This is a genomic window from Rhizohabitans arisaemae, from assembly GCF_025996515.1.
GTDB lineage: Bacteria > Actinomycetota > Actinomycetes > Streptosporangiales > Streptosporangiaceae > Rhizohabitans > Rhizohabitans arisaemae.
In genome coordinates this window covers 1,296,024-1,320,751 of record NZ_BLRH01000060.1, presented here as the reverse complement: position 1 = coordinate 1,320,751, position 24,728 = coordinate 1,296,024, and the positions used below count along the sequence as shown (strand labels likewise).

Sequence of the window (24,728 nt, the reverse complement as noted above, 5' to 3'; positions counted from 1 at the left end):
TTGGTTTATCTAGCCCTCTGGATAGTTATGTCCGATATTTGGGCATCCGGGGTCGCGGTGAGCGCGGTGACCACGGCCGCCGCGACGCTGTCCGGGTCGATGTACACCTCGGGCGTGTAGTCGCCGCCCTCCTGCCGCCGGACTTCGCGCTGCATGGGCGTCGCGGTCCGGCTCGGGCTCACCGTCGTCACGCGAACGCCGTACGGACGCTCCTCGGCGCGGAGCGCGTCGGCCAGGGCGCGGAGTGCGAACTTGCTCGCCGCGTACGCCGCCCAGCCCGCGTTCGCGTTGATCCCCGCCGTGGAGTTGACGAAGACCACGGTTCCCCGGGCGGCCCGCAGCGAGGGGAGCAGGAGCCGGGTCAGCTCGGCGGGCGCCTGGACGTTGACCGCCATGGTCCGCGCCCAGGTCGCGGCGTCGGTCTGCTCCGTGGTGCCGAGGATCGCGATCGCCGCGCTGTGGACGAGACCGTCCAGCGGGCCGATGTCCGCTCCGACGGAGTCGGCGATGGCCGCCGGACGCTCCAGGTCGACGATGAGCGCCGCGCTTCCCGGCAGGCGCGCCACGGCGGCCTCGAGCCGCTGCGGTGACCGGCCGGCGAGGATGAGCCGGTCGCCCCGGTCGGCCAGCCGGTCCGCGACCGCCTGTCCGATCCCACTGGTCGCGCCCGTGATCAAATAGGTGCCCATGGAGCATGGCCCTTTCCAGTCTGCCGGCCGGAGTGTCGTCGGCCCCGGTGCCGATGGAATCCGTTCAGGTAACGCTAAGGTCCGGTGAGTATTCTCGATGGCCGTCCCTGCCCCAGACTCCCCGGGTTCCATGACTCAGACAGCCGAGCCACCCGCCGCAGCTGTGCCGGCGCGCCCCGCCAAGGTGCGCGATCCGTTTCTCGACAACGCCAAATTCCTCGCGATCATCTTGGTGGTCTCCGGTCACCTGATCGAGGATCTTCGGGATGTGGAGGCCGCGCGGGCGGTCTATCTCTGGGTGTACATGTTCCACATGCCCGTTTTCATCGTGATAACTGGGTATTTGTCGCGCAGCTTTACGTTTTCGTCGGGTAAGGCGCGTAAGCTCATCACAAACCTGCTCCTGCCCTTCGTGATATTCGAGCTCGCGTACTCGATTTTCAATTGGCTGGCGGGAAACGGCTCGCTCCGGGTGAGCCTGCTGGATCCGTATTATCTGACCTGGTTCCTTATGGCGCTGTTCGCCTGGCGGCTCTCCACCCCGGTGTGGCAGCAGGTCAAGTGGCCCGTCGCGGTGGCCGTGGTGATCGCCCTGCTCTCCGGGACGAGTGAGCTGCCCCGGGAACTGGAGCTCAACCGGGTGTTCGGACTGCTCCCCTTCTACGTCCTGGGCCTCTTCCTCAAACCCGAGCACCTGGAGCTGGTGAAGCGGCCGATCGCGAGGTACCTCGGCATCGCGGTGCTCCTCGGCGCCCTGGTGGTCGCCGCGTTGGTCCACCGCCGGATGAACATCGTGTGGGTCTACTGGCGGCACAGCAACGACTTCCTCGGCGTGAGCGACCTGGTCGGCACACTGATGCGGATGGGGCTGCTGCTGTGCGCCATGATCCTGGTTTTCGCGTTCCTCGCGGTCGTCCCCACCGGGTTCACCTGGTTCAGTTCGCTCGGTTCGGCGACCCTCTATGCCTATCTTTTGCATGGTTTTGTGGTAAAGGCGTTTGACTATTTGGGCTGGTATGACCTTCGGTGGCTGCATACCGAACTCGGAGTGGCCTCATTGTGGATGCTCGGGGTCGCCATCTCCATCGGCTTCTGTACAAACCCGGCCAAACGCGCCTTCGGCTGGGCGGTCGAGCCGAAGATGCCGTGGTTCTTCACCCCGCTCACCAAGCCCAAGCGGAATTGACCGAGGCCGCAGGCACCGCACCCACCCGCGGCGGCCTGGGTTTGACGGCTGAGCCGGCCGCTAAACCCCCAAAATGCCTTTGTCATATAAATACCCGTATATAAGACTCTAAAAGTCTCGTATCGGGTATGTATGGTTTATGAACGCTGTGGGGTACTGGGTGATCCTAGGGCCGATCATCATGGCGGTCGCGATGTTCGTCATGGGGTTCGGGCCCCTGATCGGCCGTCTGCTGGGTCCATGGGGACCCGCGCGAGCGGAACGGATGCGCGGGCCCGCCGTCGGCGGCATCCTGGAGGAGGACAACGAGGCTCAGCGGATGAGCGAGTCGGAGTCCGAGCCCGCCTCCCGTGAGGACGTGTGGGAGCGATCCTGAGACGCCTCACATCCGGTTGACCCCGGTGACGTGCACCACGGCCTTGCCCGCCTCGTCCGAGGCGGCCAGATCGACCTCGGCGTCGACACCCCAGTCGTGGTCACCGGCCGGATCGTCGAACACCTGGCGTACCCGCCACAGCCCGGACTCCTCGGTGATGAGAAGAAGCTTGGGTCCGCGCGCGTTCGGGCCGGTGCCGATGTCGTCGTGCTCGGCGAAGTACTCCTCCAGCGCCTCCGCCCAGCGGTCGGCGTCCCACCCGTTCTCCTCGTCCATCTCGCCCAGCTCCGCGTACCGGCCGAGCGCCGCCAGCTCGACCCTGCGAAACATCGCGTTGCGGACGAGCACCCGGAAAGCGCGGGTGTTCGCCGTGACGGGGGTCGGCTTCTCGTCCAGCGGCGTCTTCGCCTCGTCGGCGGGGTTCTGCAGCTGCTCCCACTCGTCCAGGAGGCTGGAGTCGACCTGGCGGACGAGTTCGCCGAGCCATTCGATCAGGTCCTTGAGCTCGTCGGTCTTGACGTCCTCCGGCACCGTCTGCTGGAGGGCCTTGTACGCACTCGACAGGTAGCGCAGAACCATGCCCTCCGTCCTGGCCAGCTCGTAGTACCCGATGTAGTCGGTGAAGGTCATCGCCATCTCGTAGAGGTCGCGGGCGACCGACTTCGGGCGGAGCGGGTGGTCGGCGACCCAAGGGTGGCTGCGGCCGTAGACCTCGTACGCATGCGAGAGCAGCTCCTCCAACGGCTGGGGGTAGGTGATTTCGCTGAGGAGCTCCATTCGCTCCTCGTACTCGACACCGTCGGCCTTCATCTGGGCCACCGCCTCGCCCTTGGCCTTGTTCACCTGGGAGGCGAGGATCTGGCGGGGGTCGTCCAGGGTCGCCTCGATGACCGAGAGGACGTCGAGCGCGTAGGTCGGGGATTCCCGGTCGAGGAGGTCGAAGGCGGCCAGCGCGAAGGTGGAGAGCGGCTGGTTCAAGGCGAAGTCGGCCTGCAGGTCCACGGTGATCCGGACGTGCCTGCCCTCCTCGTCGGGCTCCGCCAACGTCTCCACGATCTCCCCGGCGAGCAGCGAGCGGTAGATCGCGATCGCCTGCCGGATGTGGCGCCGCCGGGCGGCGGGCTCCTCGTGGTTGTCGGTGAGGAGCTTCTTCATCGCCTGGAAGGCGTTGCCCGGGCGGCCGATGACGCTGAGCAGCATCGCGTGGCTCACCTGGAACCGGGAGCGCAGCGGCTCGGGCTCGGCGCCGATGAGCCGCTGGAAGGCCTCTTCGTCCCAGGACACGAAGCCTTCGGGGGCCTTCTTGCGGACGACCTTGCGACGCTTCTTCGGGTCGTCGCCCGCCTTGGCGAGCGCCTTCTCGTTCTCCACCACGTGCTCGGGCGCCTGGGCCACCACGTAGCCGATGGTGTCGAACCCGGCGCGGCCCGCGCGTCCCGCGATCTGGTGGAACTCCCGGGCCCGCAGGCGCCGTACCCGCGTGCCGTCGTACTTGCTCAGCGCGGTGAACAGGACGGTACGGATCGGGACGTTGACCCCGACGCCCAGGGTGTCGGTCCCGCAGATGACCTTGAGCAGTCCGGCCTGGGCGAGCCGTTCCACCAGCCGCCGGTACTTGGGCAGCATCCCGGCGTGGTGGACCCCGATGCCGTGGCGGACGAAGCGCGAGAGGTTGCGCCCGAACCGGGTGGTGAACCGGAAATTGCCGATCAAGTGGGCGATCGCATCCTTCTCCGCCCGGGTGCACATGTTGATGCTCATCAGCGATTGGGCGCGCTCGATCGCCGCCGCCTGGGTGAAGTGCACCACGTAGACGGGGGCCTGGCCCGTGCCCACCAGCTCCTCGATGGTCTCGTGCAGCGGGGTGAGCCGGTAGGAGTACATAAGCGGTACGGGCCGGGTCGCCGAGGAGACCACCGTCGTCGCCCGCCCGGTCCGGCGGGTGAGGTCGCTTTCGAACCGCGCCACGTCACCCAGCGTCGCCGACATCAGGAGGAACTGGGCCTGGGGCAACTCCAGGAGCGGGATCTGCCACGCCCAGCCTCGATCCGGTTCCGCGTAGAAGTGGAACTCATCCATGATGACCATCTGCACGTCCGCCCGGGCGCCGTCCCGCAGGGCGATGTTGGCCAGCACCTCCGCCGTGCAGCAGATGATCGGGGCGTCCGCGTTGACGCTGGCGTCCCCCGTCATCATGCCGACGTTCTCGGTACCGAAGATCGCGCACAGGTCGAAGAACTTCTCCGAGACCAGGGCCTTGATGGGCGCGGTGTAGAAGCTGCGGTCGTCCCGCGCCAGCGCCGTGAAGTGGGCGCCCGTGGCCACCAGGCTCTTCCCCGAACCGGTCGGGGTGTTGAGGATGACGTTGCTGCCCGTCACCACCTCGATGAGCGCCTCTTCCTGCGCGGGGTAGAGCGTGATGCCTCTTTCTCCCACCCAGGTGGCGAACGCTTCGAACACGGTGTCGGGGGTGACATCGTCAAGGTCGGGGAGTCGATCGGTGAGGTTCACCTCTCCATCTTGCCGGTAGGAGCGTGGTGAGTGGCAATCGTCGGCGCTTGCCCGGGCTCGGCGGGCGCCCGATGCGGCCCACCGAGGGTTTCACCTGCGCGGACGCGGGGAGTTCCCAGATGTCGCCGATCGCGGGGGCGATACGGGAGGCGCGATGGGGGAGTCACGGGGCGATCCGGCGCGCGATGAAGCCGGGCCGGAAGACGCCCCCGATCCGCCGGGCGGACGGCTCGGGCTTCCCGCGGCGACCGCGCTCGTGGCCGGCAACATCGTCGGCACGGGCATCTTCCTGCTGCCCGCCGCGCTTGCCGAGTTCGGAATCGTCGGCATCGTGGCGTTCGGCCTGGTGACGATCGGGGCGCTCACGCTCGCGCTGGTCTTCGGCACGTTGGGGCGCCGCATCCCGCGGGCCGGCGGACCTTATGTGTACGCCAGGGAGGCTTTCGGGGAGTTTCCGGGGTTTCTCACCGCCTGGTCGTTCTGGATCACCTCGTGGGCGGGGAACGCGGGAATCGCCTACGCCTGGACCGGCTACGTCGTCTACTTCCTTGAGGGCCGGAGCCTGTTCGGGCTGTCGTGGACCGGGACCACCGGGCAGATCGTCATCGGGCTGATCGGCATCTGGCTCGTCGCGCTCATCAATCTGACCGGTGTGAAGAACATGGGGCGCTTTCAAGTCGTCACCGTGGTCCTGAAGTTCGCTCCCTTGCTCTTTGTCACGGTCGTCGGGTTGTTCTCGATACGGATGGGCAATTTCGGGCCCTTCAACGCCACCGGGCAGTCGGTGCTGGTGGCGGTCTCGGCCGCGGCGGCGCTGGTCCTCTTCGCCTACTCCGGGTTGGAGAGCGCCACCGTCGCCGCCGAGAAGGTGGCGGATCCGCGGCGCGACATCGGCAGGGCCGGGTTCTACGGCTGCCTCGCCTGCGCCGTCCTCTACCTCCTCAGCACGATCGCGATCTTCGGCACCGTCCCGCACGAGGAGTTGATCAATTCGAAGACGCCGTTCACCGATGCCGTCGAGAACATGTTCGGCGTCGGGATCTGGGGTGGCGTCATCGCCGCCTGCGCCGTCGTCTCCGGGATCGGCGCGCTCAACGGCTGGACCATGCTCGTCGCCGAGATGCCGATGGCCGCCGCCAGGGACGGCCTCTTCCCCCGGGTGTTCACCCGGATGAACCCGAGGAACGTCCCTTACGTGGGAGTCATCGTGGCGAGCGTCCTGACCTCGCTCACGCTGGTGCTGGCGTACGGCGCCACGAACGCCTTCGACACGATTCTGCTGCTGGCGACCTTCACCACGGTGATCCCGTACCTCTTCTCCACGGGGGCGCGGATCTTCTGGCTGGCGACGGGCCGGCGGGAGATCGCGCTGCGGGGGTTCGCCTGGGAGATGACGATCGCCGCCGTCGCCATGGTCTTCTCCTACTGGATGGTGGTCGGCGCGGGCGGGGACGCCGTCTTCCGCGGCACGCTCATGCTGCTGCTCGGGATTCCGGTGTATGTCTGGATCAAAGTGGCAAGAGGCGGGTACGGCGCGCCCGCGACGAACCGGGATCCAAGCTGACACCGATCCTCCCCAAGGGAGTTAAACACCCCGGGCCGCCTAATTAGCCGTTTCGAGCTGATTTATCGGGGCTCGACGAGGCGAGAACAATCCTGGATGGTAAAGCCAACGGTTTATGACCCCACCGTGAAAACGGTCGTTCACCGGTACGTGTTGCCGCCATCCAAAAAAGGGGGAAGGGGAAGACGTGGAGACGGCCCCATTCACCAAAAGGCTTTTCCGTACCAAACCCACAGCACAGATCGTCGCCGAAGGCGGGCACGGTGAGGGCGGCGAGCTCCGCCGCTCGATGGGCCTGGTTCAGCTCACCCTGTTCAGCGTCGGCGCCACCCTCGGCACCGGAATCTTCGTCGTCCTCGGCGAGGCGACCCCCCTGGCCGGCCCCGCGATCGTCGTCTCCTTCGTCCTCGCCGCGCTGACCGCGCTGTTCTCCGCACTCTCCTACGCCGAACTCGCCGGGACGATCCCCGTCTCCGGCTCGTCCTACTCCTACGCCTACGCCACCCTGGGCGAACTCGTCGCCTGGGTGTGCGGCTGGTGTCTGCTCCTGGAGTACGCGGTATCGGTCTCCGCGGTCGCGGTCGGCTGGGGGCAGTATCTCAACCAGTTCCTCGGCAGCACCGTCGGATGGACCATCCCCGAAGCCGTCTCCGGCCCGCCCGGCGAGGGCGGAGTGATCAACCTCACCGCGATGGCGGTGGTCTTCCTCGCGGCCGGACTGCTGCTGCGCGGCGCCTCCGAGAGCGCCACGGCCAACGTCGTCATGGTGTTCGTCAAGGTGGCCGTGCTGGTTTTCTTCTGCGTCCTGGCGTTCACCGCCTTCGACTCGGGGAACCTCGCCCCCTTCGCCCCGCTCGGACTCGCCGGTATCAGCGCCGCGGGCGCCAAGGTCTTCTTCTCCTACATCGGCTTCGACGCCGCGTCCACCGCGGGCGAGGAGGCCAAGAACCCCAAACGCGACCTGCCGCTCGCCATCCTCCTCTCCCTCGGCATCGTCACATTGATCTACGTCGGGGTGGCCCTCGCCGCGGTCGGCGCGGTGCCGTGGATGGAGATCGGCGGCTCCAAGGCCACCCTGGCGGTGGTGTTGCAGTCGGCCACCGACGCGACCTGGCCGGGGATCATCCTCTCCGTCGGCGCGGTCGTCTCGATCGCGAGTGTCGTGCTCGTCGTCCTCTACGGCCAGACCCGGATCCTCTTCGCCATGTCCAGGGACGGGCTGATCCCGCGGATCTTCCAGAAGGTGAACCCGCGCCGGCAGGTCCCGGTGGCCAACACCGTGATCGTGTCCCTCTTCGTCGCCCTGCTCGCGGGGCTGGTGCCACTCGGCCGGCTCGCCGACGCGACGAGCATCGGCACCCTGTTCGCCTTCGCGATCGTCAACATCGGGGTGATCGTTCTCCGGTTCGGACAGCCCGGCCTGCCGCGCAGTTTCCGGACACCCCTCTATCCGATCACTCCGGTCCTCGGCGTGGGCTTCTGCGGGTATCTGATGGTCAAGCTGGACGGGGCGACCTGGCTCACCTTCACCATCTGGACGATCATCGGGCTCATCGCCTACTTCCTGTACGGCTTCCGCCGTTCCCGGCTCGCGCAGCGTGGAGGGACGCCATGAAGATTCAGCGCATCCTCGTCGGCTACGAGCCGGACGCCAGGGGGCATGACGCGCTCGCCCTGGCGGCCGTAATGGCCCGTACCGTCGGCGCCGAGGTGACCGTGGCAAGCGTCCACTCGGCACAGTGGCCGACGCCGAGCAAGGGGCGGGTGGACGCCGAATGGCAGCTCTACCTGCGGGAGAACGCACAGCGGAGCGTGGACGAGGCGGCGGGACTGCTGAGTACGGCCGGGCTCCCCCACCCGGTGGCCAAGGCGCTGGGTGCGCATCGGGGCAGCGGGCGCGGGCTGGTGGAGCTCGCCGGCCGGATCGGCGCCGACCTGGTGGTGATCGGTTCGGCACCTCGCGGGCGGCGGCGCCGGATCTCGGTGGGCAGCACCGCCGACCAGCTGCTGCACGCCTCCCCCGTCCCGGTCGCCCTGGCCCCGCGGGGCTATGCCGGTACCGCGCCTGAATCACTGGAGCGGCTGACCGTGGCCTACCGGCGCGACGCGCGATCGGATGCGGCGGTCGTCCTCGCCGGCGCCGCGGCCGAGCGGTACGGCCTGCGGCTTCGCCTGCTCACCCTGCTCGTCCGGGAACGAGCCTCGTGGCGCGGGCGCACGCAACTGATGTCCGAGTGGCACGCCAGATGCGATTCCGACCTACGGGCGGTCGTCCCTTCGGAGCAGACCGAGTGTGAAGTGGCGCACGGCTCCGATGTGGGCAGGGCCCTCGGTTCGGTCGACTGGCTTCCCGGTGAGTTGCTCGTCTGCGCGTCAAGCGGGCGCGGGCCGATCCGCAAGGTCTTCATCGGAGACGTCTCGTCGAAGATCCTCAGATCGGCCCCGTGCCCAGTCCTGATCTTGTCTGGATAAGCGGGCGTCTCACTACGGATATCGGAGTGCGGTGGCGCGACCGCCGTCGAGCCCCCGGGTCTTCTTCCGCAGGCGGCGGACCAGCCGGATACTCTGATCGCGCTGTTCCCGCGAGTCCCACCACACGTGATAAGCCTTCAGCGCGTCGGCGCGGGCCTCCGTCGCTTCGGCCTGGAGCAGATCAGCGAGGATCTTGAGTTCGTCGCGGTAGCGTTCGAGCTCGTCCATCGCGGTCTGCGATGCGGTCAACCTCTCTTCGGCCTGCTCAAGCTCGGACTCCAGCTCCTGGAATCGTGGCGCAGGCCCTCGATGCCCTCCGAAATGCCACACTATTCACTGATAACGCATGGGGGTGGAGACATGCCAGACCGCGGTCACTAAAAGATCGTCAATGAGTTGGCCAAGCGTGTCCTGGGATCTCGGGGTTCGCCCGGAGAGTGGGTAGCGATGTTACCCACGCCGCGCTCGCGGGCAGGGGTCGAGACATCCGTACTTTCGCGGAGATAGGTGGATCCGATGGAGCTTTTTCCGGCTATGCCGTTGTCGGAGTGGGCGGACACAAAGCTCACACTCCATAAGTTCGCGCAGATCGTCGGGAAGATACGTTTGGCGGCGAGCGTCCGCCGTAACCACTGGTGGAACGTCGCCTACCACGTCACCGGCCGGGGCATCACGACCCGCCCCATGGGCGGGCTCGACGAGAACCCGGTGTTCGCCGTCGACTTCGACTTCGTCCGGCATCGGCTCGTCATCGACACCCTCAACGGCCGGAGCGTTTCGTTCCCACTCGCCGGAAACTCCGCGGCCTCCTTCCACCACGAGATCCTCGCCGCGCTGGACCGTCTCGGCATCCACGTCGAGATCAATGCCGAGCCCTTCGACTTGGTGGGGGACACCACCCCGTTCGCCGAGGACACCGCGCCGGCGCCGTACGACCACACCATGGCCAACCGGTACTGGCGGATCCTCTCCCAGGTCGCGCAGGTGCTGGAGGCCTACGCCGCCGACTACTCCGGCAAAACCAGCCCGGTGCACCACTTCTGGCACACCTTCGACGTCGCCGTCACCCGGTTCTCCGGGCGGAAGGTCCCGACGAACGCCCAGGTGGATCCGGTGACCAGGGAGGCGTACTCGGAGGAGGTGATCAGCGTCGGCTTCTGGTTCGGCGACGACAACATGCCCGAACCCGCGTTCTACTCCTACACCGCGCCCGAGCCGCAAGGGCTCGTCGACGAGCCGCTCCGCCCGGAACAGGCCAAATGGACCGTCTCCCGAGGCAGTCACCTGGCGATCCTGCGCTACGCCGACGCCCGCATCGGCGACGACCCCCGCGCCACGGTGCTGGAGTTCTTCCGGAGCGCTTACCTGGCCGGTGCCCGCCGGGCCAACTGGGACATCGAAGGCACCAGCTGCCCAGGCGGGGTTACCGACCCCCTCGCCTGAATCTTCCTCCTCCGGTACGGGCGTGGGTCCGTGGCCGAAAAGAGGGCTTGGAAAAGTGACCCGCATGCGGGGTGGTGAAGGGCTGTTGCCGATCCAGTGGTTCGTGATCGTGAACGGAGGAGCGGCCGAGCGGGTGCCGATCGCCGCTTTCCACAGTCCGGTACGGCGGGGGCGGCTCAGGCCGTACCGGCTCCGATCAAGCGGGGATATGGCGGATGACCCGTTCCGGGTGGCGGTGGGCGGTGACGGCGGCGATGAACTCCTGGACGAAGTCGTCGGAGACGGTGTCCCCGAGGACCACGCCCTGCTCCACCGAGACGCCCCCGTCGCCCGGGTAGTCGGACGCGGAGCCGATCCTGGCGATGTCCAAGAGTGCCATGGCTGAGCCGAGTACCCCGAGTGCCTTGCCGTGTTTGTACGCCTCCGCCATGAAATGCATGGCCGCACCGTCTTCGGCGAGGAGCTGTACGCCGCCTTCGCCGCCCGGCACCAGGACGGCGTCGTAGACCACGGACGACGTGGTGGGCAGGGGATGGGTCACGGGGATGTGCTCGCCGTCGCCGCCCCGCACGGTGCCGCCCTGCGTGGAGAGCACATCCAGGGTCGCCCCGGCGCCGACGAGCTCGCCGTACAGCCTGGTGATCGCGTCGGCGTCGACCCCGTCCGCGGCGAGCAGGGCGATCCTTCTGGTCAGAACGCTGTCCTTGGCACTGCCCGCTTGGCTGAGCGCCGGAGAGCTCTGCCCGTGGTTGGGGACGCTCGGCGCCTCGGGCGGCGCCACCCCGATTCCGGAGGCGATCAGCACCGCGAGTTCGTGGTCCACGTTGTTGAGGTTCCGCACCACACCCTCGCGAATGTGGTTGTGCCGGACTTTCCCGAGTTCGAAGCGGAACGCGGCGACGATGTGCTTCCGCTCCCATTCGCTCATGCTGTTCCAGAACAGGGTGGCCTGACGGTAGTGGTCGCCGAAGCTCTCACTCCGCTTGCGGATCTTGTCGCCGTCGACGCGCTCCTGATGGTGGACGTACCTGTCCCGATCGGCGAGTGCGGGGAAGCCGCCGCCGAGCGAGTTGGGATGGTAGCTCGCCTGGCCGCGGTGGATGGTCATCTGGTGATAGCCGTCCCGCTGGTTGTTGCGCACCTCGGCGATCGGCCGGTTGACCGGGATCTGCGGGAAGTTGGGCCCGCCGAGCCTGATCAGCTGGGTGTCGAGGTAGGAGAACAGCCGGGCCTGCAGCAGCGGGTCGTTGGTGAAGTCGATACCCGGTACCACGTTGCCGAGATGGAAGGCGACCTGCTCGGTCTCGGCGAAGAAGTTGTCGGGGTTGCGGTTGAGAATCAGGCGGCCCACCGGGCGAACCGGGACGATCTCCTCCGGAATGATCTTCGTGGCGTCGAGCAGGTCGAAATCGAAGGCGAACTCGTCCGACTCGGGGACGAGCTGCAGGCCGAGCTCCCACTCGGGGAAGTCGCCCGCCTCGATCGCCTCCCACAGGTCGCGCCGGTTGAAATCCGGATCCCGGCCGGCGATCTTCTGGGCCTCGTCCCAGACCAGGGAATGAGTCCCGAGCTTGGGCTTCCAGTGAAACTTCACAAAGGTGCCCCGGCCTTCGGCGTTCACCAGGCGGAAGGTGTGCACGCCGAATCCCTGCATCATGCGATAGCTGCGCGGGATCGCCCGGTCCGACATCAGCCACATCATCATGTGGGTGGTCTCCGGCTGGAGCTGCACGAAATCCCACAATGTGTCGTGGGCGGAGGACGCCTGGGGGATCTCGTTGTCCGGCTCCGGTTTCACCGCGTGCACGAAGTCGGGAAACTTGATGCCGTCCTGGATGAAGAAGACCGGGAAGTTGTTTCCCACCAGGTCGTGGTTTCCCTGCTCGGTGTAGAACTTGACCGCGAATCCGCGGACGTCCCGCACCGTGTCCGCCGATCCGCGTGATCCGGCCACGGTGGAGAAGCGGACGAAGACCGGGGTTTTGATCCCGGGATCGATGAGGAATCCGGCGGTCGTCGTATCGGCGAGGGAGTTGTCGTAGGCCTGGTAGTAGCCGTAAGCCCCGGCGCCCCGGGCGTGCACGACCCGCTCGGGGATCCGCTCGTGGTCGAAGTGGGTGAGCTTCTCCCGGAAGTGGAAGTCCTCCATCAGCGTCGGCCCGCGTTCCCCGGCGCTGAGCGAGTTGTCCGTGTCGTCGATCCGGATACCTTGATCGGTGGTGAGCACGGTGTCCTGCGGGTCGACCCGGTAGTCGTCCAGGCGACGATCCTTCGCCGTCCGTTCCTCGCTGGTCATCGGTGCCCCCGCATGATGGTGTCCGTGATCGATCCGCAGGGCTCCGTCGGTTCCGGTACGGCCGCCGCGTCGGCTCTGCGAAGCAGACGTACCCACCCCTCCGCAATGAAACGGACAGGGAGTGATGTGTTTCTCCTTATCCACAGCCTGTGGATAAAAGGGTTGGTCAGGGTCGGGGATGATCGTGAGCCCAGGTGTGAAGTGTGTAGGGGCGTCCCTTTGCCAGGCCCGGAATAGGCGGGTGATCCGTGAGGTGGTACCCGGCGGCCCGGGCCACCGCGTTGCTCGCCGTGTTCTCCGCCTCGATCTCCAGCGTCACCCGGGGCAGGTTCAAGGTCAGATGGGCGTAGTCCGTCAGGACCCGTACGGCCCGGGCGGCCAGGCGCTGCCCCCGGTGTATGGCGCCGATGGTGTAGCCGATGCTGCACAGCGCATCCCCGGGAGCTTGCGCGATGAGCAGCACCTCACCTTTGGGCCGGCCCCCGTCGGTGGTGATGGCGAGCTGAATCCGCAGGTCCAGGACGCGACTCCGGCGCGCCTTGACGAGGTACTCCTCGGCTGCGCCCAGGTCGAACGGCGACCTGAGCGGTGTCCAGCGGGCGATTTCGGGTTCGTCGAAGAGCGCGACCATCTCCGGAAGGTCCGCATCGGTCCATTCGCGGAGTACGAGTCCGGCTCCGGTTAGGCGCAGCTCGGGCGGGAAAACCGGGCGAACCTGTCGATTGATTGCCATAGATTCCCTTTCCCTGATGAACTTTGACGGATTCTATGGAAAGGGACGTTCTGGGTCACGTGTGTCGGATTCTGAGTCCTTGCAGGTCGCGGCTTTGACACCCCTTCCGGTGCCGCGGAGGATGGAAGTAAGGAGGTCAAGGACGGGGGGCTGTCATGATCGAGATCATGAACATCGACAAGCCCGATGAGCGCCGGGACTTTCCGAAGGGACACGTCGAGGTCTACCACTTGCGCGGTCTGGATTTCGGTGTCGCCACCTTCGAACCCGGATGGCGCTGGTCGGATTCCGTGCGACCGATCGTCGGCACCGAGATGTGCGAGATCCACCACAACGGATACGTCACCCGAGGCCGACTGCGCTTCCTGATGGGCGACGGCACCGAGGCCGAGGTGGGGCCGGGTGACATCTTCGTCGCACCCCCCGGGCACGACGCCTGGGTCGTCGGCGACGAGCAGGTCGTCATGTTCGACTTCGCCGGAGGCGCCGCTGAGTACGCCAAGGCGGGCTAGCGGGAACATCGGCCATCAGGCCGGCGGGCTCACCACAGGTCGCCGTCGCGCCAGTCGCAGGTGAGCTCGCCGGACAGATCCAGCGGAATCGCGAGCGGGAGGACGAAGATCGAGTCGTCCTCCTCCGCGGTGCGCAGCACCCCGGCCGGGGTCAAGGCGAAGGATGGGCCTTGCCAGGACTGCCAGCCCCGGGCGGCGTAGAAGGCCGCCGCCGCTTCGGCGGCGCTGAGCGCGCCAAGGTCGTACGCTCCCTGCACCACCCGTTCCACCGCGCCCATCAAGGCCGCGCCGTGCCCGCGCCCGCGGCGATCCGCCCGTACCGCGACGCCTTCCACATACCCGGTGCGCAGTGCCCGGCCGTTGTGGATCATCCGCCGCTGGATTGACGACGCGTGTCCGATCAGCTCGGCGCCTTCCCAGATGAGGGCATGCATACCGCCTAAGGAGTGGTCCCAGTCCTCGTCGGAGAAGTCACCGTCGAAGGCTTCGTCGAGCAGGGCGCGGGCGGCTTCGAGGGTGGTGGTGGGCAGTTCGGCGGTATGGACGACTTGGACCTCAGACACACCGTGAATCCTAATATTTCGCGAGTGGTAGTCATCGAGGGTTTTGGAGCGTTCCAATATCCACCTGGATGAAGAGGGTTTTCGCAAGGCCCGGTCGGATACCGATCGGGTATGGCACTTATGTTGCAGATAGTTAAAAGAATGCCGATTATCGACGTAAGTCTCCACACTCTGGATCGAAAGAGGTGGCACATGCGTCTTGGATTCCTCACCGCCTGCTTGACCCACCGATCCCTTCGGGAGCATGCGGAGTGGGCCTCCACCCACGGGTACACGGCCTTGGAGGTCGCGGCCTGGCCCGCGGACACCGAACGACCGCACACCGCCGGGCACATCGACGTCGCGACCCTCGACCCCGGCGGCGCCGAGAAGGTTCGCGACCTGTTCGACCGGCATGGGCTGGTGCTCTCCTCCCTCGCCTACTACGAGAACAACCTGCATCCGGATCCGGAACGGCGTACCGCGATCAACGCCCATCTCCGGCGGGTCGTGGACGCCGCGGCGCTGCTGAACTGCCCGACCGTGGGCACCTTCGTCGGCCGTGATCCCGGCCGATCGGTCGTGGAGAACCTCGCCGCCGCAGCCGAGGTCTTCCGCCCGATCGTCGACCACGCCGGGCGGGCCGGGGTCAAAGTCGTGATCGAGAACTGCCCGATGGGCGGCTGGCATCCGGACGGCTACCCGGGGAATCTCGCCTACTCCCCGGAACTGTGGGAGTGGCTCGCCGCCCAAGGTCTCTATCTCAACTTCGACCCGTCACACCTGGTGTGGCTGGGGATCGACCCCGTGGCGGCCGTACGACGCCATCGGGATCGCATCGCCCACGTCCAGGCCAAGGACGTGGAGGTCTTCCCGGAGCTGCGCACTCGATTCAGTGTCTACGGCACGGCTCTCAACAAGGCCGACAAATGGGATGCAGGGTGGTGGCGCTACCGGATCCCGGGCCTGGGGCAGATCGACTGGCCGACTCTCGTCGACACCCTGCGGGAGAACGGCTTCGACGGCGTCGTCTCCGTGGAGCACGAGGATCCGCAGCTGAGCGGATCCGACGACCGGGTGGAGGAGGGTCTGCATGTCGCGGCGCGAACGCTCGCCCCGCTTCTCGGCTGAACCGCCTCGCCGTCGGGACCAGGACGGACCGCCGGTAGCCTGATGACAGTCCAGGCGGCGGGAGTGTGCGTCGGTGCGCGGAGCGAGAGGGAGCGGGGTCACGGCGATTCTGCCACGGCTCGTCCTGCTGGCCTGCGTGCTTTTCGGCGTCGGCCTCAGCTACGCCTCCGCGCACCTGTGCGGTCACGCCACGATGTCGGCGGTCTGCGCCCAGACGGATGCCGTACCGCACCACGTCGAGCACATGGCGGTGGCCGGCGCACCGGCCGAAGCCGGGGCGGAGCCTTTCGTGCTCTGCCTGGCCACGGTCGCCGCCACCTTGATCGCTCTCGTCCTGCTGGTGCTGGGTCCCGGGCGGTCGTCCCGGGGATGGCTGATCGAGTCGAATCAGCGGTCTCGGACGCCGGCGGTACGGGGTTCGCCATGGCTATTCGGCTTGTCCCTGCAACGCATCGCGGTTCTGCGCATATAGCGGCCTCCGGCTACGGATGTTGCTATTCGCCCTCGAACCGTGAGTGTCTGATGACTGCCTTCGATCGACGGCTCTTCCTGCGCACCGGCCTGCTCGCCGCCGGAGGAGCCCTGCTTTCCGCATGCGCGAAAAACGAGAACATCACCTTTGTCCAGCCTGCCGGTGACCAGGTGCGTGCGGCCGAGGCCGCCCGCACGCCCGGCACGATACGGGACTTCACCCTGACCGCTCGACCCGGTCACGCCGATCTCGGCGGGCCCACCGTCTCCACCTGGCTGTACGGCGACCGCCTGCCGGGCGAGCCGATCCGGGTCAAAGCCGGCGAGGTGGTCCGGGCGAAGCTCGTCAACACCTTGCCCCAGCCCACCACCGTGCACTGGCACGGTCTGGCGTTGCGCAACGACGCCGACGGTGTCCCGGGCGTCACCCAGCCGGTCATCGCCGCCGGAAGTGAGCGGGTCTACGAGTTCACCGCCCCTCACCCGGGGACGTACTGGTTCCATCCCCACCACGGGCCTCAGCTGGATCGCGGTCTCTACGCACCGCTGATCGTGGAGGATCCGGCCGAACCGCTCACATACGACCACGAGTGGATCGTCGTGCTGGACGACTGGATGGACGGGGTGAGCGGCACCCCGGACGACGTACTGGCCGAGCTCACCTCCATGGCGGGCATGATGGACGGCGGCGGTGGCCACGGCGGCCACGCCATGCCCACGCCGCGGCCGAGCGCCTCCGCCAAATGGCCGTACATGATGATGAACGCGGAGAGCGACCTGCTCGGCGGGGACGCCGGGGACGTCTACTATCCGCACTTCCTGCTCAACGGGCGGGTGCCGGCTTCGCCGGAGACGTTCACCGCCAAACCCGGTGACAAGGTACGGATCAGGTTGATCAACGCCGGGGGTGACACGGCCTTCCGGGTGGCGCTGGGCGATCACACGATGACCGTCACCCATACCGACGGCTTCCCGGTCGAACCGGTGGAGACCGACGCGCTGCTTTTGGGGATGGGCGAGCGGTACGACGTGCTCGTCACGCTTAAGGACGGCGCGTTCCCGCTGGTCGCGTTGGCCGAGGGCAAACGGGCTCTGGCCAGGGCGGTGGTCCGGACCGCCCCCTCCGCCAGGGCGCCGGGAGCCGAGGACCGGCCCGCGCAACTGGAGGGGCGTCTGGTGGGGTACGACCGGCTTGTGCCCGCGGCAGCCGTACGGCTGGCGGCCAAGAACCCCGACCGCACGATCACGCTGCGGCTCATGGGGAGCATGGCCAAGTACGACTGGACCATCAACAGGAAGAAGTACGACCCCAAGGTCATTGAGCCGATCCGCTCCGGGGAGCGGGTCCGTCTCTCGTTCGTCAACCAGAGTCTGATGTGGCATCCGATGCATCTGCACGGTCACACGTTCGCGCTCGCCGGTACAGGCGTTCGGAAGGACACCGCGATCGTCCTGCCCGGCATGACAGTGAATGTCGACTTTGATGCGGATAATCCAGGCATCTGGATGATCCATTGCCACAACATCTACCACGCCGAGGCTGGGATGATGTCCCTGCTCGGGTACCGGGTCTGAAGGGGATCGCCATGATGATCAAAAAGATCGGGCTCGCCCTCCTGCTGACCGGGGCACTCGCCGCCTGCGGCACCGCCCAGACCGCGGCGGGCGGGGAACACGGCACCGAACATCCGTCCGGGGCGCCCGCCGACGCCGGAGTCGGCCACATCCACGGCCTGGGGGTCGACCCCGCCACCGGCAAAACCTTCGTCGCCGGACACTACGGACTCTTCACCGTCGAAGCCGGCAAGCTTGTCCGGGTCGGAGACCGCATCGCCGACCACATGGGCTTCACCGTCGCCGGGCCCGGCACGTTCTACGCCAGCGGCCACCCCTCCTCCGGCGACATCGCCAAGGGGGAGGCACCCCATCTCGGGCTGATCCGTACCGTCGACGGCGGGAAGACCTGGGAGCAGGTGGCCCTTGCCGGGAAGGCGGACTTCCACGCCCTGATGGTCGCGGGTACCACCGTCTACGGATACGACACCCAGACCGGGCAGATCTGGCGTGGCCCGGACGGCGGGAAGGACCTCAAGGCGGAAGCCCGGCTCGACCTGCTGGACCTCGGCGCGGGGGCGGCGGCCCCCGACACGGTGTACGCGACCACCCCTGAGGGTGTGAAGATCAGTACAGACGGCGCCAAGACGTTCACCCCGCTGAAGGGCGCACCGCTGCTCTCCTTCATCGACGTGCCGGACGCAGGCCGCCTGGCCGGAATCGCCCCCGACGGTCAGATCCACCTCAGCGCCGACACTGGCAAGACCTGGCAGACCGCCGGTCGGCTGCCCATGCAGGCGGTGGCCTTCACCGCCGTCAACGCAGACCGATTCCTCGCCGCCACCATGGAGGGAACCGTCTACGAGTCCGTCGACGGCGGAGAGAACTTCACCGTCGTCGCCAAGCCCTGACGAACCGGCTCCCCATCCCATGCCGGGATGGGGAGCCGCCAAGCGCTTATCACGATCATCGAACCGGGGGATCGGTCAGTGGGAGGAGGTTCTCGTCTGGCCCTCTCTGGGCTCAGCAGTGACCCTGGATGAGACCGGTCTCGACTTCCTTGACGTCAATTGGCGGGCCGAAACGCCCGTCGTACAGAATTCCCTTGACAGAATACTGCTTGGTGGTCTCCACATCAGAACATGGCTCTGAGGTTTGTACCCACCGCGTGCCTTGTTCGATATAGTCAATTCCGGCAAAGGCGACCCGTGTATGCGTCCACCCGTCCTTCCGCCGGATAATGACTTCAACACGGTAGTCTTCGCGATTCGCGCAGTCCACCCTGGCCTTACCGACGAGACCGCTCGACCATTGTTCGATGAACACGCGGATTTGGCAGTCGTGTGGTCTCGCTGATGCCGGTGCCGTCGGCAGTGCAAAGGTTGAAATACCCACTGTGAGAGCTGCGGTCAAAGCCGAGATTCTGAGCTTGGTCGTACCCTTGCGCATCTGCGCTCCCCCCATTTGTCGGGCAGTCGGAGAAACTCTTCACCGTCCAGGCGCAATCCACGCCCTTCGGTAAGTCTCCGGCTGTCTTTCGAGTTGACAGGCATACTCATAAGGCCAGGTATATTTGCGGTATATATCTTGACCGGAAACGGCCTGGCCAGCTGGGCTGACCTGTGTCAACGAACGTCTTAGCTGATCAGATGGCTGAACGCGGTCGCCTCGTCGTATAGCCGTTGGCTTGGCGGTGTTCGCGGAGCTTCGCGATCACCGCTTGCGTACGGGACTCACTCCACCAACCGGTTCGCCCGGGGGGACCGGTTCAGGCTACGCGGGTGGCGGCCTTCGGATCAGGTTCGCCGACGAGATCAGGGTGGAGGATGCCGGCGATCGCCTCCACGCCTTCGACCAGGCGTGGGCCCGGACGCACCACGATGGCGTCCGCGTCCAGCGCCCACACCGGGATCCCCGGGAATCTCGGGGCGACGGCCCGGGCCTGCTCGGACGCACCGTCGAGGTGGAAACCGCACGGCGTGACAAGGACGACGTCCGGGGCGGCGTCGGCCAGCGCCCGCCATGTCGTCTCCACCGATCGGGCACCGGGGTTCGCCGCGACCGCTTCCCCGCCGGCCACGTCGACCAGGTCGGGCACCCAATGCCCCGCGGTGAACGGCGGATCGACCCACTCCACGACCGCGACCCTTCGACGGGGCCGACCGGACACGGTGTCCGACACCCGGCTCAGCCGCGCCCGCAGGTCCGCCACCAGGCGCTCGGCCCGGTCCCGTACACCGGTATGCGCGCCCACGGTGAGGATCGTGCCGAGAACCTCGTCGAGTGAATGCGGATCGAGGGTCAGCACCTCCGCCTGACACCCGAGGTGATGCAACGCCTCGGTGACGTGCCCGGAAGGCAGGGCGCACACCCGGCACAGGTCCTGCGTCAAAATCAGATCCGGCGCCAGCCCCGCCAGCGCGTCCTCCCGCAGGGTGTACAGATCGCCACCGGCCGCGAGCTGCTCCTTCACATAGGCGTCGATCTCGCCGGGTGTCATGCCCCGGGTATCCCGGCCCCCGACCACCACGGTCTTCTCGACGCGGGCCGCAGGCGGTTCGTCACACTCGAAGGTCACCCCGACCAGGTCGTCGCCGAGCCCCAAGGCATAGACGATCTCCGTGGCGGACGGCAGCAACGACACCAATCGCATACCCCCATGGTGTCACCGGCCGCTGCGGGGGACGGCCATCCCACGACGATCTCACTCCGGGAGACGAGTGACTCGGCGGAGCCGTACCCCGATCAGACCGGTCTGGGAAGGGCGGCTCTTGCACAACTCCCGCTCGGTGATCCGATCGTCGTGGCCGGTGCCGCAGAACGGCGTCCCTATCCTCGGCATCACTCTTCACCGGTACCTGCTTACACCCTGGTGGAATCAGACTCTTTGTTATTTTATATGCTATTGGTCTATATAAAGGATAATTTGTGAAGAGATTTCGTGATGTTTCTGGGGAACTACAGTCAGAATATTTCCGTTTATTTAGGGACAGTGTCAGGTTTGGGGAGCAGCGGGGGAGAGAAGGGGTCCGATGCCGCAATTCAGTGATCTCCGAAGATCATGGAGCGGGCAGGTGTGGGGACGGTGAGCCGACGGCTTTCCTCGCGTACGGTCACGCTCGGCGCGATCACCGCCTTGTCGGCCATAGTGCTCAGCGGCTGTGCCACGGACCGGCATCCTGAACCTCCGGCCGGCTTGAACAGTCCGTATGCCGAGGACTGGCTGGAATCGGAGGAAGGCGACTACGTAGAGGAAGGCGACCATGTAGGGGGAGGCGACTACGTAGAGGAAGACGACTACGTAGAGGACGAGGTGGTCGCACGCTGCGTACGACGCTCAAGTGAAGGCAACGGCACCTATCAGGTGGTAGCCGACGAACGCTGCGACGGGGCGGGAAAGCACAGCGCCTATATCTGGTACTACGGCGGCAAAAGAGGCAATGGGCGGGTGTCCAAGGGCACAACCATACGTCCACGCGACGCGTTCGTGGTCACCAGCGAAGGTGACGAAATAAACCGCAGGGGGACAATTCTCAGAGGTGGCTTCGGTAACCATTCTGGCGACGGTGTCGGCGGCTAAGCCAAGCGCCACGGCATAGCTGACCGTCGTTCAGGCCATGCGGGCGGCGCGCTTGCTCGGGGCGTCCCAAGCCGCAGGCCAGAGGGCTTCGGTGTATCCGGCCACGGCGATTATCCTTTCACGCTCCCCCTGCTGATGAAAGGATAAGCCGTATCCTTTCATTGCCGGGGTCTTCGTGTAAGGATCCCGGAGTGTCGTCCTCCCCGCAGCTGAGTCCGTCTCCGCTTTGGCCGGGACGTATCTCCAGTGGTGGAGACAGCGGTCATGTCGGGTAATCGATCTAGGCGGCAGCGTGCGATGCCCGGTGCGGACCCCAGGGGTGGGCGGCGGCTCGGCGCGCAACCCATGACCGGAACGCCTGGCTCGGCGCTCGCGCGGTCGGCGTCGTCCCAATGACCGCAAGTCGATCTCCAGTGCCGGGCTCTAGTTTCGTCCAGGGTTCTCGCCCCCGACGCGGGAGGGGGCGGGAACCAGGCGGGTGGGCGTGGGACGACTCCAGCGTCGCCGATCAACACGGCCTGCCTGTGCCGTGAGTACTTGCGGCTCGAGCGGCTTCAGTGCTGGGGGCGGGCGGGTACCGGTCGTCGGGGTGGTGCGTCACGGGTGTCCCACCGCGTACTGGCCAGGCGACGTTCAGTCAGCGTGAGCAGAGCGAACACCTCCCGGGCGAGGTACCCGACGGTGTTTCTTTCCACTTGTTTCGGATGGAGGATGTCGGCTCCGGCGAGTTCCTCCAGCGCTTGGCGGGCGGCCGGGTGGGTGACCGAGAGCAGCCGTTGGACGGTACGGGCGGTTACCACCGGGACCGCCGGGAGCAGATCGAGGAGGCGGGCCACAGCAGAGTCCGCTCGCGGACTGGCCCGCAGCCCTTGAGACTCTCTGAATCGCCGATGACGTCCCAGCCACTCCGTATGGAGCTCGGTGAGTTCGTCGGCGAATATCTGCGCCTGTTCGACCGCTGTGCTTGTCGCGGAGAGGAACACCTCAAGCCAGCTGCTCCGGGCGTCGGTCGCTTCCGGTGAGGACGTGTCCTCGGTATGCCGGTACGCGGTGAGCCCGGCAACGTAGGCGTTGGATTGGGTGAGTAGGACCAGGCTGATTGGCAGGACCGCGTTGCGAGTCAGGCCTCGCCGGGTCAGGACCGTATGGATGAGCGCCCTGCCGACCCGTCCGTTGCCGTCGGTGAACGGATGGATTGTCTCGAACTGGGCGTGCACCAAGGCAGCCTGGATCAGCGGCGAATGCTGGCCGGCGTTGATGTAGGACACCAGATCCGCCATCAAGGCGGGGACATGCTCGGGGGGAGGCGGAACGAACTCGGCGTCCAAGGGGTGCCGATGGCTGCCCCCGATCCAGTTCTGGACTTGTCGCAGGCCGTGATGCCTGTCGTCGGGGAGCAGTATGCGGTGGAGGCCGACGATGTCGTCGACGGACACGGTATCGGTGGTGACCAGGTCGGTGACAGCCTGCCGAAGGGCGGTGACGTTGTTGGCCACCAAACGCGCGGTGGCGGTGAATCCCTTGGACACCCCGACGTCCTGGTCGGAAAGTTCAGCCAGGGCCACTTGCTGGGGGGAGGCCTGCAGGCCCTCGATCCGGGAGGAGGCGATCGCCTCGGAGCGGAGTAGGAATCTGGCCAGCCCGTCCACACCGTGGCTCGCCGGGTGGGTGACCAGCTGTTGCACCAGACTCTCGACCCGGGAGGCTTCCTGAGCCGCCTCCGGCGATACGCCGATTGTGCTGCCGGTCAGGTGATCGGGGAGGTACGGGCGGTACGTCCCGCCCCTTCGATCACGCTTGCTTGGGGCGTCCCAAGCCGCAGGCCAGAGGGCTTCGGTGTATCCGGCCACGGCGATTATCCTTTCACGCTCCCCCTGTTGATGAAAGGATAAGCCGTATCCTTTCATTGCCGGGGTCTTCGTGTAAGGATCCCGGAGTGTCGTCCTCCCGGCAGCCGGTCCGTCTCCGCCTTGGCCGGGACGTATCTTGCGGCATCCGCGGCCTCGTGCCGGCTGTGTCGGTGCCGACGGCAACGTCTCATACAGTGCTGCTCAGTCAGTTGAAGTCCCTAAGGCCCAGTGCCCTGAGCGCCGGATGTCCCCGATTCCAGGAGGCTGCCCCCGTTCCAGCTCACCCCGACTTGCCGGAAGTAGCCGCCGATGATCTCGTCTACGGTGAGTGCCGCCAGTTCTTCGGTGGGCGCGTCGAACAGGGTGAGTTCGGCGTCGCCGGCCCACGGCTGCCCGCCTTCGAAGGAGGCTCCGGATGTGACGATCAGTTCGTCCAGGGCGAGTTCTCCGTCTGTCTCGATCGATGGGAGCCAGCGGTGGTGGAGCATCGGGTGCCCGTTGACGAATCCGTTGTTCGCGCTCGGCTCGCGCAGCCGTACCGCGGCTTGGGCGAGGCGCCGGTCGGCGGCGGCGAGGGTGGCGCCGAAGAGCCCGCCTTCGCCGATGCGCGGTGCCGCCTGCCCGTACGGGTGCGGCCGGGTCAGGTGGATCGAGCCGAGTTTCTTCGGGTAGCCCTGGTGGATGCCTCGGGCGATCGCGAAGTCCTTGTCCACCCAGATGTATACGCAACGGGAGAAGGTCCGCCCCTGATAGGAGCAGCGGACCACGACGAAGCACTCCTTGTACTGGGAGCGCACCGGGTCGAGCAGCTCCTCCCCGCCTGTGGAGCACGATTGCCAGTCGGCCCAGATCACGGCCACCGCGCCCGGATCCTCGTCGGCGAGCCGTAGCGGCTCGGGCAGCAGCTCGGCCACGCGGGCGGGATCGGTGCGGTACTCCACGGTGAGGAGGTCGCCGGAGTAGTACCAGGGCGGGGCGGGGATCAGCGAGGAACGGCCGGTGGCCGTCTTCGGGACGAAGAAGCCGCGCACTGTGGACACCGGTCCTCCCACGGGCGAATTTCATTTGGACCCATACGATACACCGTGCAGCCCAAGCTCGTTCGTGTACAAATGAGGGAACGCAGCGTCGAAAGGGGGGCCGGGGTGCCTTCGTACCACTCGTTGTCGGAGACGGAAGAGGCGGTCAAACGCCAGCTCGGCCCGATCCCCGTCCAGATGGAGGCGCTCGCCGCCGTCTCCAACCTCCACCGGGCCGCGGCCGCCGTACGGCAGCATCTGGAGAACTCGGCGCTGCGCGCCGCCGATCTGACCTGGAGCGCGTTCGTCGTGCTCTGGGTGGTGTGGATCTGGGAGGAGATGGAGACCCGGCACGTCGCCGCCGAGGCGGGGCTCTCCAAGAGCACGCTCACCGGCATCGTCAAGACGGTGGAGTCGCGCGGTCTTCTGACGCGCCGCCAGCACCCCGACGACGGACGGCTCGCCCTCCTGCGGCTTACCCCGGAGGGTGTGGCGCTGATGGAGAGCCTGTTTCCCGCGTTCAATCAGGAGGAAGCCTTCGTGGTCGACCCGCTCGGGAGTGAAGGCACGCTCCAGTTGGCCCAGACCCTCCGTCAGATCATCACAAACCTGGAGGACCACGGCGAGGAACGGCGGGAGACGCTTCGCGGACGGACCCCGTTCCCCCCGCGCCGGAGTGGCCGCCGCCGCGCCACCTGACCAGGAGGGGGTACGGCGTGCCGCACGGCTTTCGCCGTACGAGGACTGGATAAGGCTCCTCCTGCAAGGGCGGCGGAGTGAGCCGGCCGCGGGCCGTACC

23 protein-coding genes are annotated in these 24,728 nt (G+C 66.8%); 13 read left to right on the top strand and 10 right to left on the bottom strand.

Annotated features, from left to right (window positions below; genetic code table 11):
- Positions 1–5: 5 nt before the first annotated feature.
- Complete coding sequence (locus tag RUR_RS34475) at positions 6–689, bottom strand: SDR family oxidoreductase (protein ID WP_283139424.1); 684 nt, start codon at positions 687–689, stop codon at positions 6–8.
- A 130-nt stretch (positions 690–819) separates the two neighbouring features.
- Between RUR_RS34475 and RUR_RS34470 the strand changes: the two genes are divergently transcribed.
- Positions 820–1,875, top strand: a complete 1,056-nt coding sequence (locus RUR_RS34470) for an acyltransferase family protein (RefSeq protein WP_283139423.1) — start codon at positions 820–822, stop codon at positions 1,873–1,875.
- A 139-nt stretch (positions 1,876–2,014) separates the two neighbouring features.
- Positions 2,015–2,251: a hypothetical protein gene (locus RUR_RS34465; RefSeq protein ID WP_283139422.1), complete on the top strand. Its 237-nt coding sequence runs from the start codon at positions 2,015–2,017 to the stop codon at positions 2,249–2,251.
- Positions 2,252–2,257: 6 nt separating this feature from the next.
- On the opposite strand, the gene RUR_RS34460 is transcribed toward RUR_RS34465, so the two are convergent.
- Positions 2,258–4,762: a DEAD/DEAH box helicase gene (locus tag RUR_RS34460; RefSeq protein ID WP_283139421.1), complete on the bottom strand. Its 2,505-nt coding sequence runs from the start codon at positions 4,760–4,762 to the stop codon at positions 2,258–2,260.
- A gap of 154 nt (positions 4,763–4,916) precedes the next feature.
- Here RUR_RS34460 and RUR_RS34455 point away from each other — a divergent pair, with 154 nt between their 5' ends.
- The 3 genes from RUR_RS34455 (at position 4,917) to RUR_RS34445 (ending at position 8,798) form a co-directional block, all read left to right on the top strand.
- Positions 4,917–6,326 (top strand): APC family permease, encoded by a 1,410-nt coding sequence (locus RUR_RS34455; protein ID WP_283139420.1) that lies wholly within the window; start codon positions 4,917–4,919, stop codon positions 6,324–6,326.
- Between the two features lie 187 nt (positions 6,327–6,513).
- The gene (locus RUR_RS34450) at positions 6,514–7,941 is read left to right on the top strand and encodes an amino acid permease (protein ID WP_283139419.1); all 1,428 of its coding nucleotides are present in this window, start codon (positions 6,514–6,516) and stop codon (positions 7,939–7,941) included.
- On the top strand, positions 7,938–8,798 hold the full coding sequence (locus RUR_RS34445; RefSeq protein ID WP_283139418.1) for a universal stress protein: 861 nt from the start codon (positions 7,938–7,940) through the stop codon (positions 8,796–8,798). Before RUR_RS34450 ends, RUR_RS34445 begins: the two co-directional genes overlap by 4 nt.
- Before the next feature lie 12 nt (positions 8,799–8,810).
- Here the strand turns inward: RUR_RS34445 and RUR_RS34440 are convergent, their stop codons facing one another.
- Positions 8,811–9,047: a hypothetical protein gene (locus RUR_RS34440; protein ID WP_283139417.1), complete on the bottom strand. Its 237-nt coding sequence runs from the start codon at positions 9,045–9,047 to the stop codon at positions 8,811–8,813.
- Between the two features lie 267 nt (positions 9,048–9,314).
- Between RUR_RS34440 and RUR_RS34435 the strand changes: the two genes are divergently transcribed.
- On the top strand, positions 9,315–10,241 hold the full coding sequence (locus RUR_RS34435) for a DUF5996 family protein (protein WP_283139416.1): 927 nt from the start codon (positions 9,315–9,317) through the stop codon (positions 10,239–10,241).
- Positions 10,242–10,437: 196 nt separating this feature from the next.
- On the opposite strand, the gene RUR_RS34430 is transcribed toward RUR_RS34435, so the two are convergent.
- On the bottom strand, positions 10,438–12,537 hold the full coding sequence (locus RUR_RS34430; RefSeq protein ID WP_283139415.1) for a catalase: 2,100 nt from the start codon (positions 12,535–12,537) through the stop codon (positions 10,438–10,440).
- Between the two features lie 166 nt (positions 12,538–12,703).
- Complete coding sequence (locus tag RUR_RS34425; RefSeq protein WP_283139414.1) at positions 12,704–13,270, bottom strand: GNAT family N-acetyltransferase; 567 nt, start codon at positions 13,268–13,270, stop codon at positions 12,704–12,706.
- Positions 13,271–13,425: 155 nt separating this feature from the next.
- On the opposite strand from RUR_RS34425, the gene RUR_RS34420 reads away from it, so the two are divergent.
- Positions 13,426–13,782, top strand: coding sequence for a cupin domain-containing protein (locus RUR_RS34420; protein WP_283139413.1), 357 nt, complete (start codon positions 13,426–13,428; stop codon positions 13,780–13,782).
- Between the two features lie 29 nt (positions 13,783–13,811).
- Here RUR_RS34420 and RUR_RS34415 read toward each other — a convergent pair whose 3' ends face one another.
- Complete coding sequence (locus tag RUR_RS34415) at positions 13,812–14,354, bottom strand: GNAT family N-acetyltransferase (RefSeq protein WP_428847058.1); 543 nt, start codon at positions 14,352–14,354, stop codon at positions 13,812–13,814.
- Between the two features lie 183 nt (positions 14,355–14,537).
- On the opposite strand from RUR_RS34415, the gene RUR_RS34410 reads away from it, so the two are divergent.
- The 4 genes from RUR_RS34410 to RUR_RS34395 all read left to right on the top strand — a co-directional run bounded on the left by RUR_RS34410 (position 14,538) and on the right by RUR_RS34395 (position 18,391).
- Positions 14,538–15,455 carry a sugar phosphate isomerase/epimerase family protein gene (locus tag RUR_RS34410; protein WP_283139411.1) on the top strand — a complete coding sequence of 306 codons (918 nt, stop codon included), beginning with the start codon at positions 14,538–14,540 and terminating at the stop codon, positions 15,453–15,455.
- 73 nt (positions 15,456–15,528) lie between these two features.
- Positions 15,529–15,927: a hypothetical protein gene (locus tag RUR_RS34405; protein WP_283139410.1), complete on the top strand. Its 399-nt coding sequence runs from the start codon at positions 15,529–15,531 to the stop codon at positions 15,925–15,927.
- A 50-nt stretch (positions 15,928–15,977) separates the two neighbouring features.
- Positions 15,978–17,501 carry a multicopper oxidase family protein gene (locus RUR_RS34400; RefSeq protein ID WP_283139409.1) on the top strand — a complete coding sequence of 508 codons (1,524 nt, stop codon included), beginning with the start codon at positions 15,978–15,980 and terminating at the stop codon, positions 17,499–17,501.
- An 11-nt stretch (positions 17,502–17,512) separates the two neighbouring features.
- A complete protein-coding gene (locus RUR_RS34395; RefSeq protein WP_283139408.1) occupies positions 17,513–18,391 on the top strand; it encodes a F510_1955 family glycosylhydrolase in 879 nt (292 codons plus the stop codon).
- Between the two features lie 112 nt (positions 18,392–18,503).
- On the opposite strand, the gene RUR_RS34390 is transcribed toward RUR_RS34395, so the two are convergent.
- Positions 18,504–18,929: a hypothetical protein gene (locus RUR_RS34390; protein WP_283139407.1), complete on the bottom strand. Its 426-nt coding sequence runs from the start codon at positions 18,927–18,929 to the stop codon at positions 18,504–18,506.
- Between the two features lie 319 nt (positions 18,930–19,248).
- Positions 19,249–20,133 carry an ABC transporter substrate-binding protein gene (locus RUR_RS34385; RefSeq protein WP_283139406.1) on the bottom strand — a complete coding sequence of 295 codons (885 nt, stop codon included), beginning with the start codon at positions 20,131–20,133 and terminating at the stop codon, positions 19,249–19,251.
- 432 nt (positions 20,134–20,565) lie between these two features.
- Between RUR_RS34385 and RUR_RS34380 the strand changes: the two genes are divergently transcribed.
- Positions 20,566–21,060 (top strand): hypothetical protein, encoded by a 495-nt coding sequence (locus tag RUR_RS34380; RefSeq protein WP_283139405.1) that lies wholly within the window; start codon positions 20,566–20,568, stop codon positions 21,058–21,060.
- A 554-nt stretch (positions 21,061–21,614) separates the two neighbouring features.
- Here RUR_RS34380 and RUR_RS34375 read toward each other — a convergent pair.
- Positions 21,615–22,910, bottom strand: a complete 1,296-nt coding sequence (locus tag RUR_RS34375; RefSeq protein WP_283139404.1) for a Fic family protein — start codon at positions 22,908–22,910, stop codon at positions 21,615–21,617.
- A gap of 218 nt (positions 22,911–23,128) precedes the next feature.
- The gene (locus tag RUR_RS34370; RefSeq protein ID WP_283139403.1) at positions 23,129–23,950 is read right to left on the bottom strand and encodes an acetoacetate decarboxylase family protein; all 822 of its coding nucleotides are present in this window, start codon (positions 23,948–23,950) and stop codon (positions 23,129–23,131) included.
- Between the two features lie 105 nt (positions 23,951–24,055).
- Here RUR_RS34370 and RUR_RS34365 point away from each other — a divergent pair, with 105 nt between their 5' ends.
- Positions 24,056–24,628: a MarR family winged helix-turn-helix transcriptional regulator gene (locus RUR_RS34365; RefSeq protein ID WP_283139402.1), complete on the top strand. Its 573-nt coding sequence runs from the start codon at positions 24,056–24,058 to the stop codon at positions 24,626–24,628.
- Positions 24,629–24,728 lie beyond the last annotated feature (100 nt).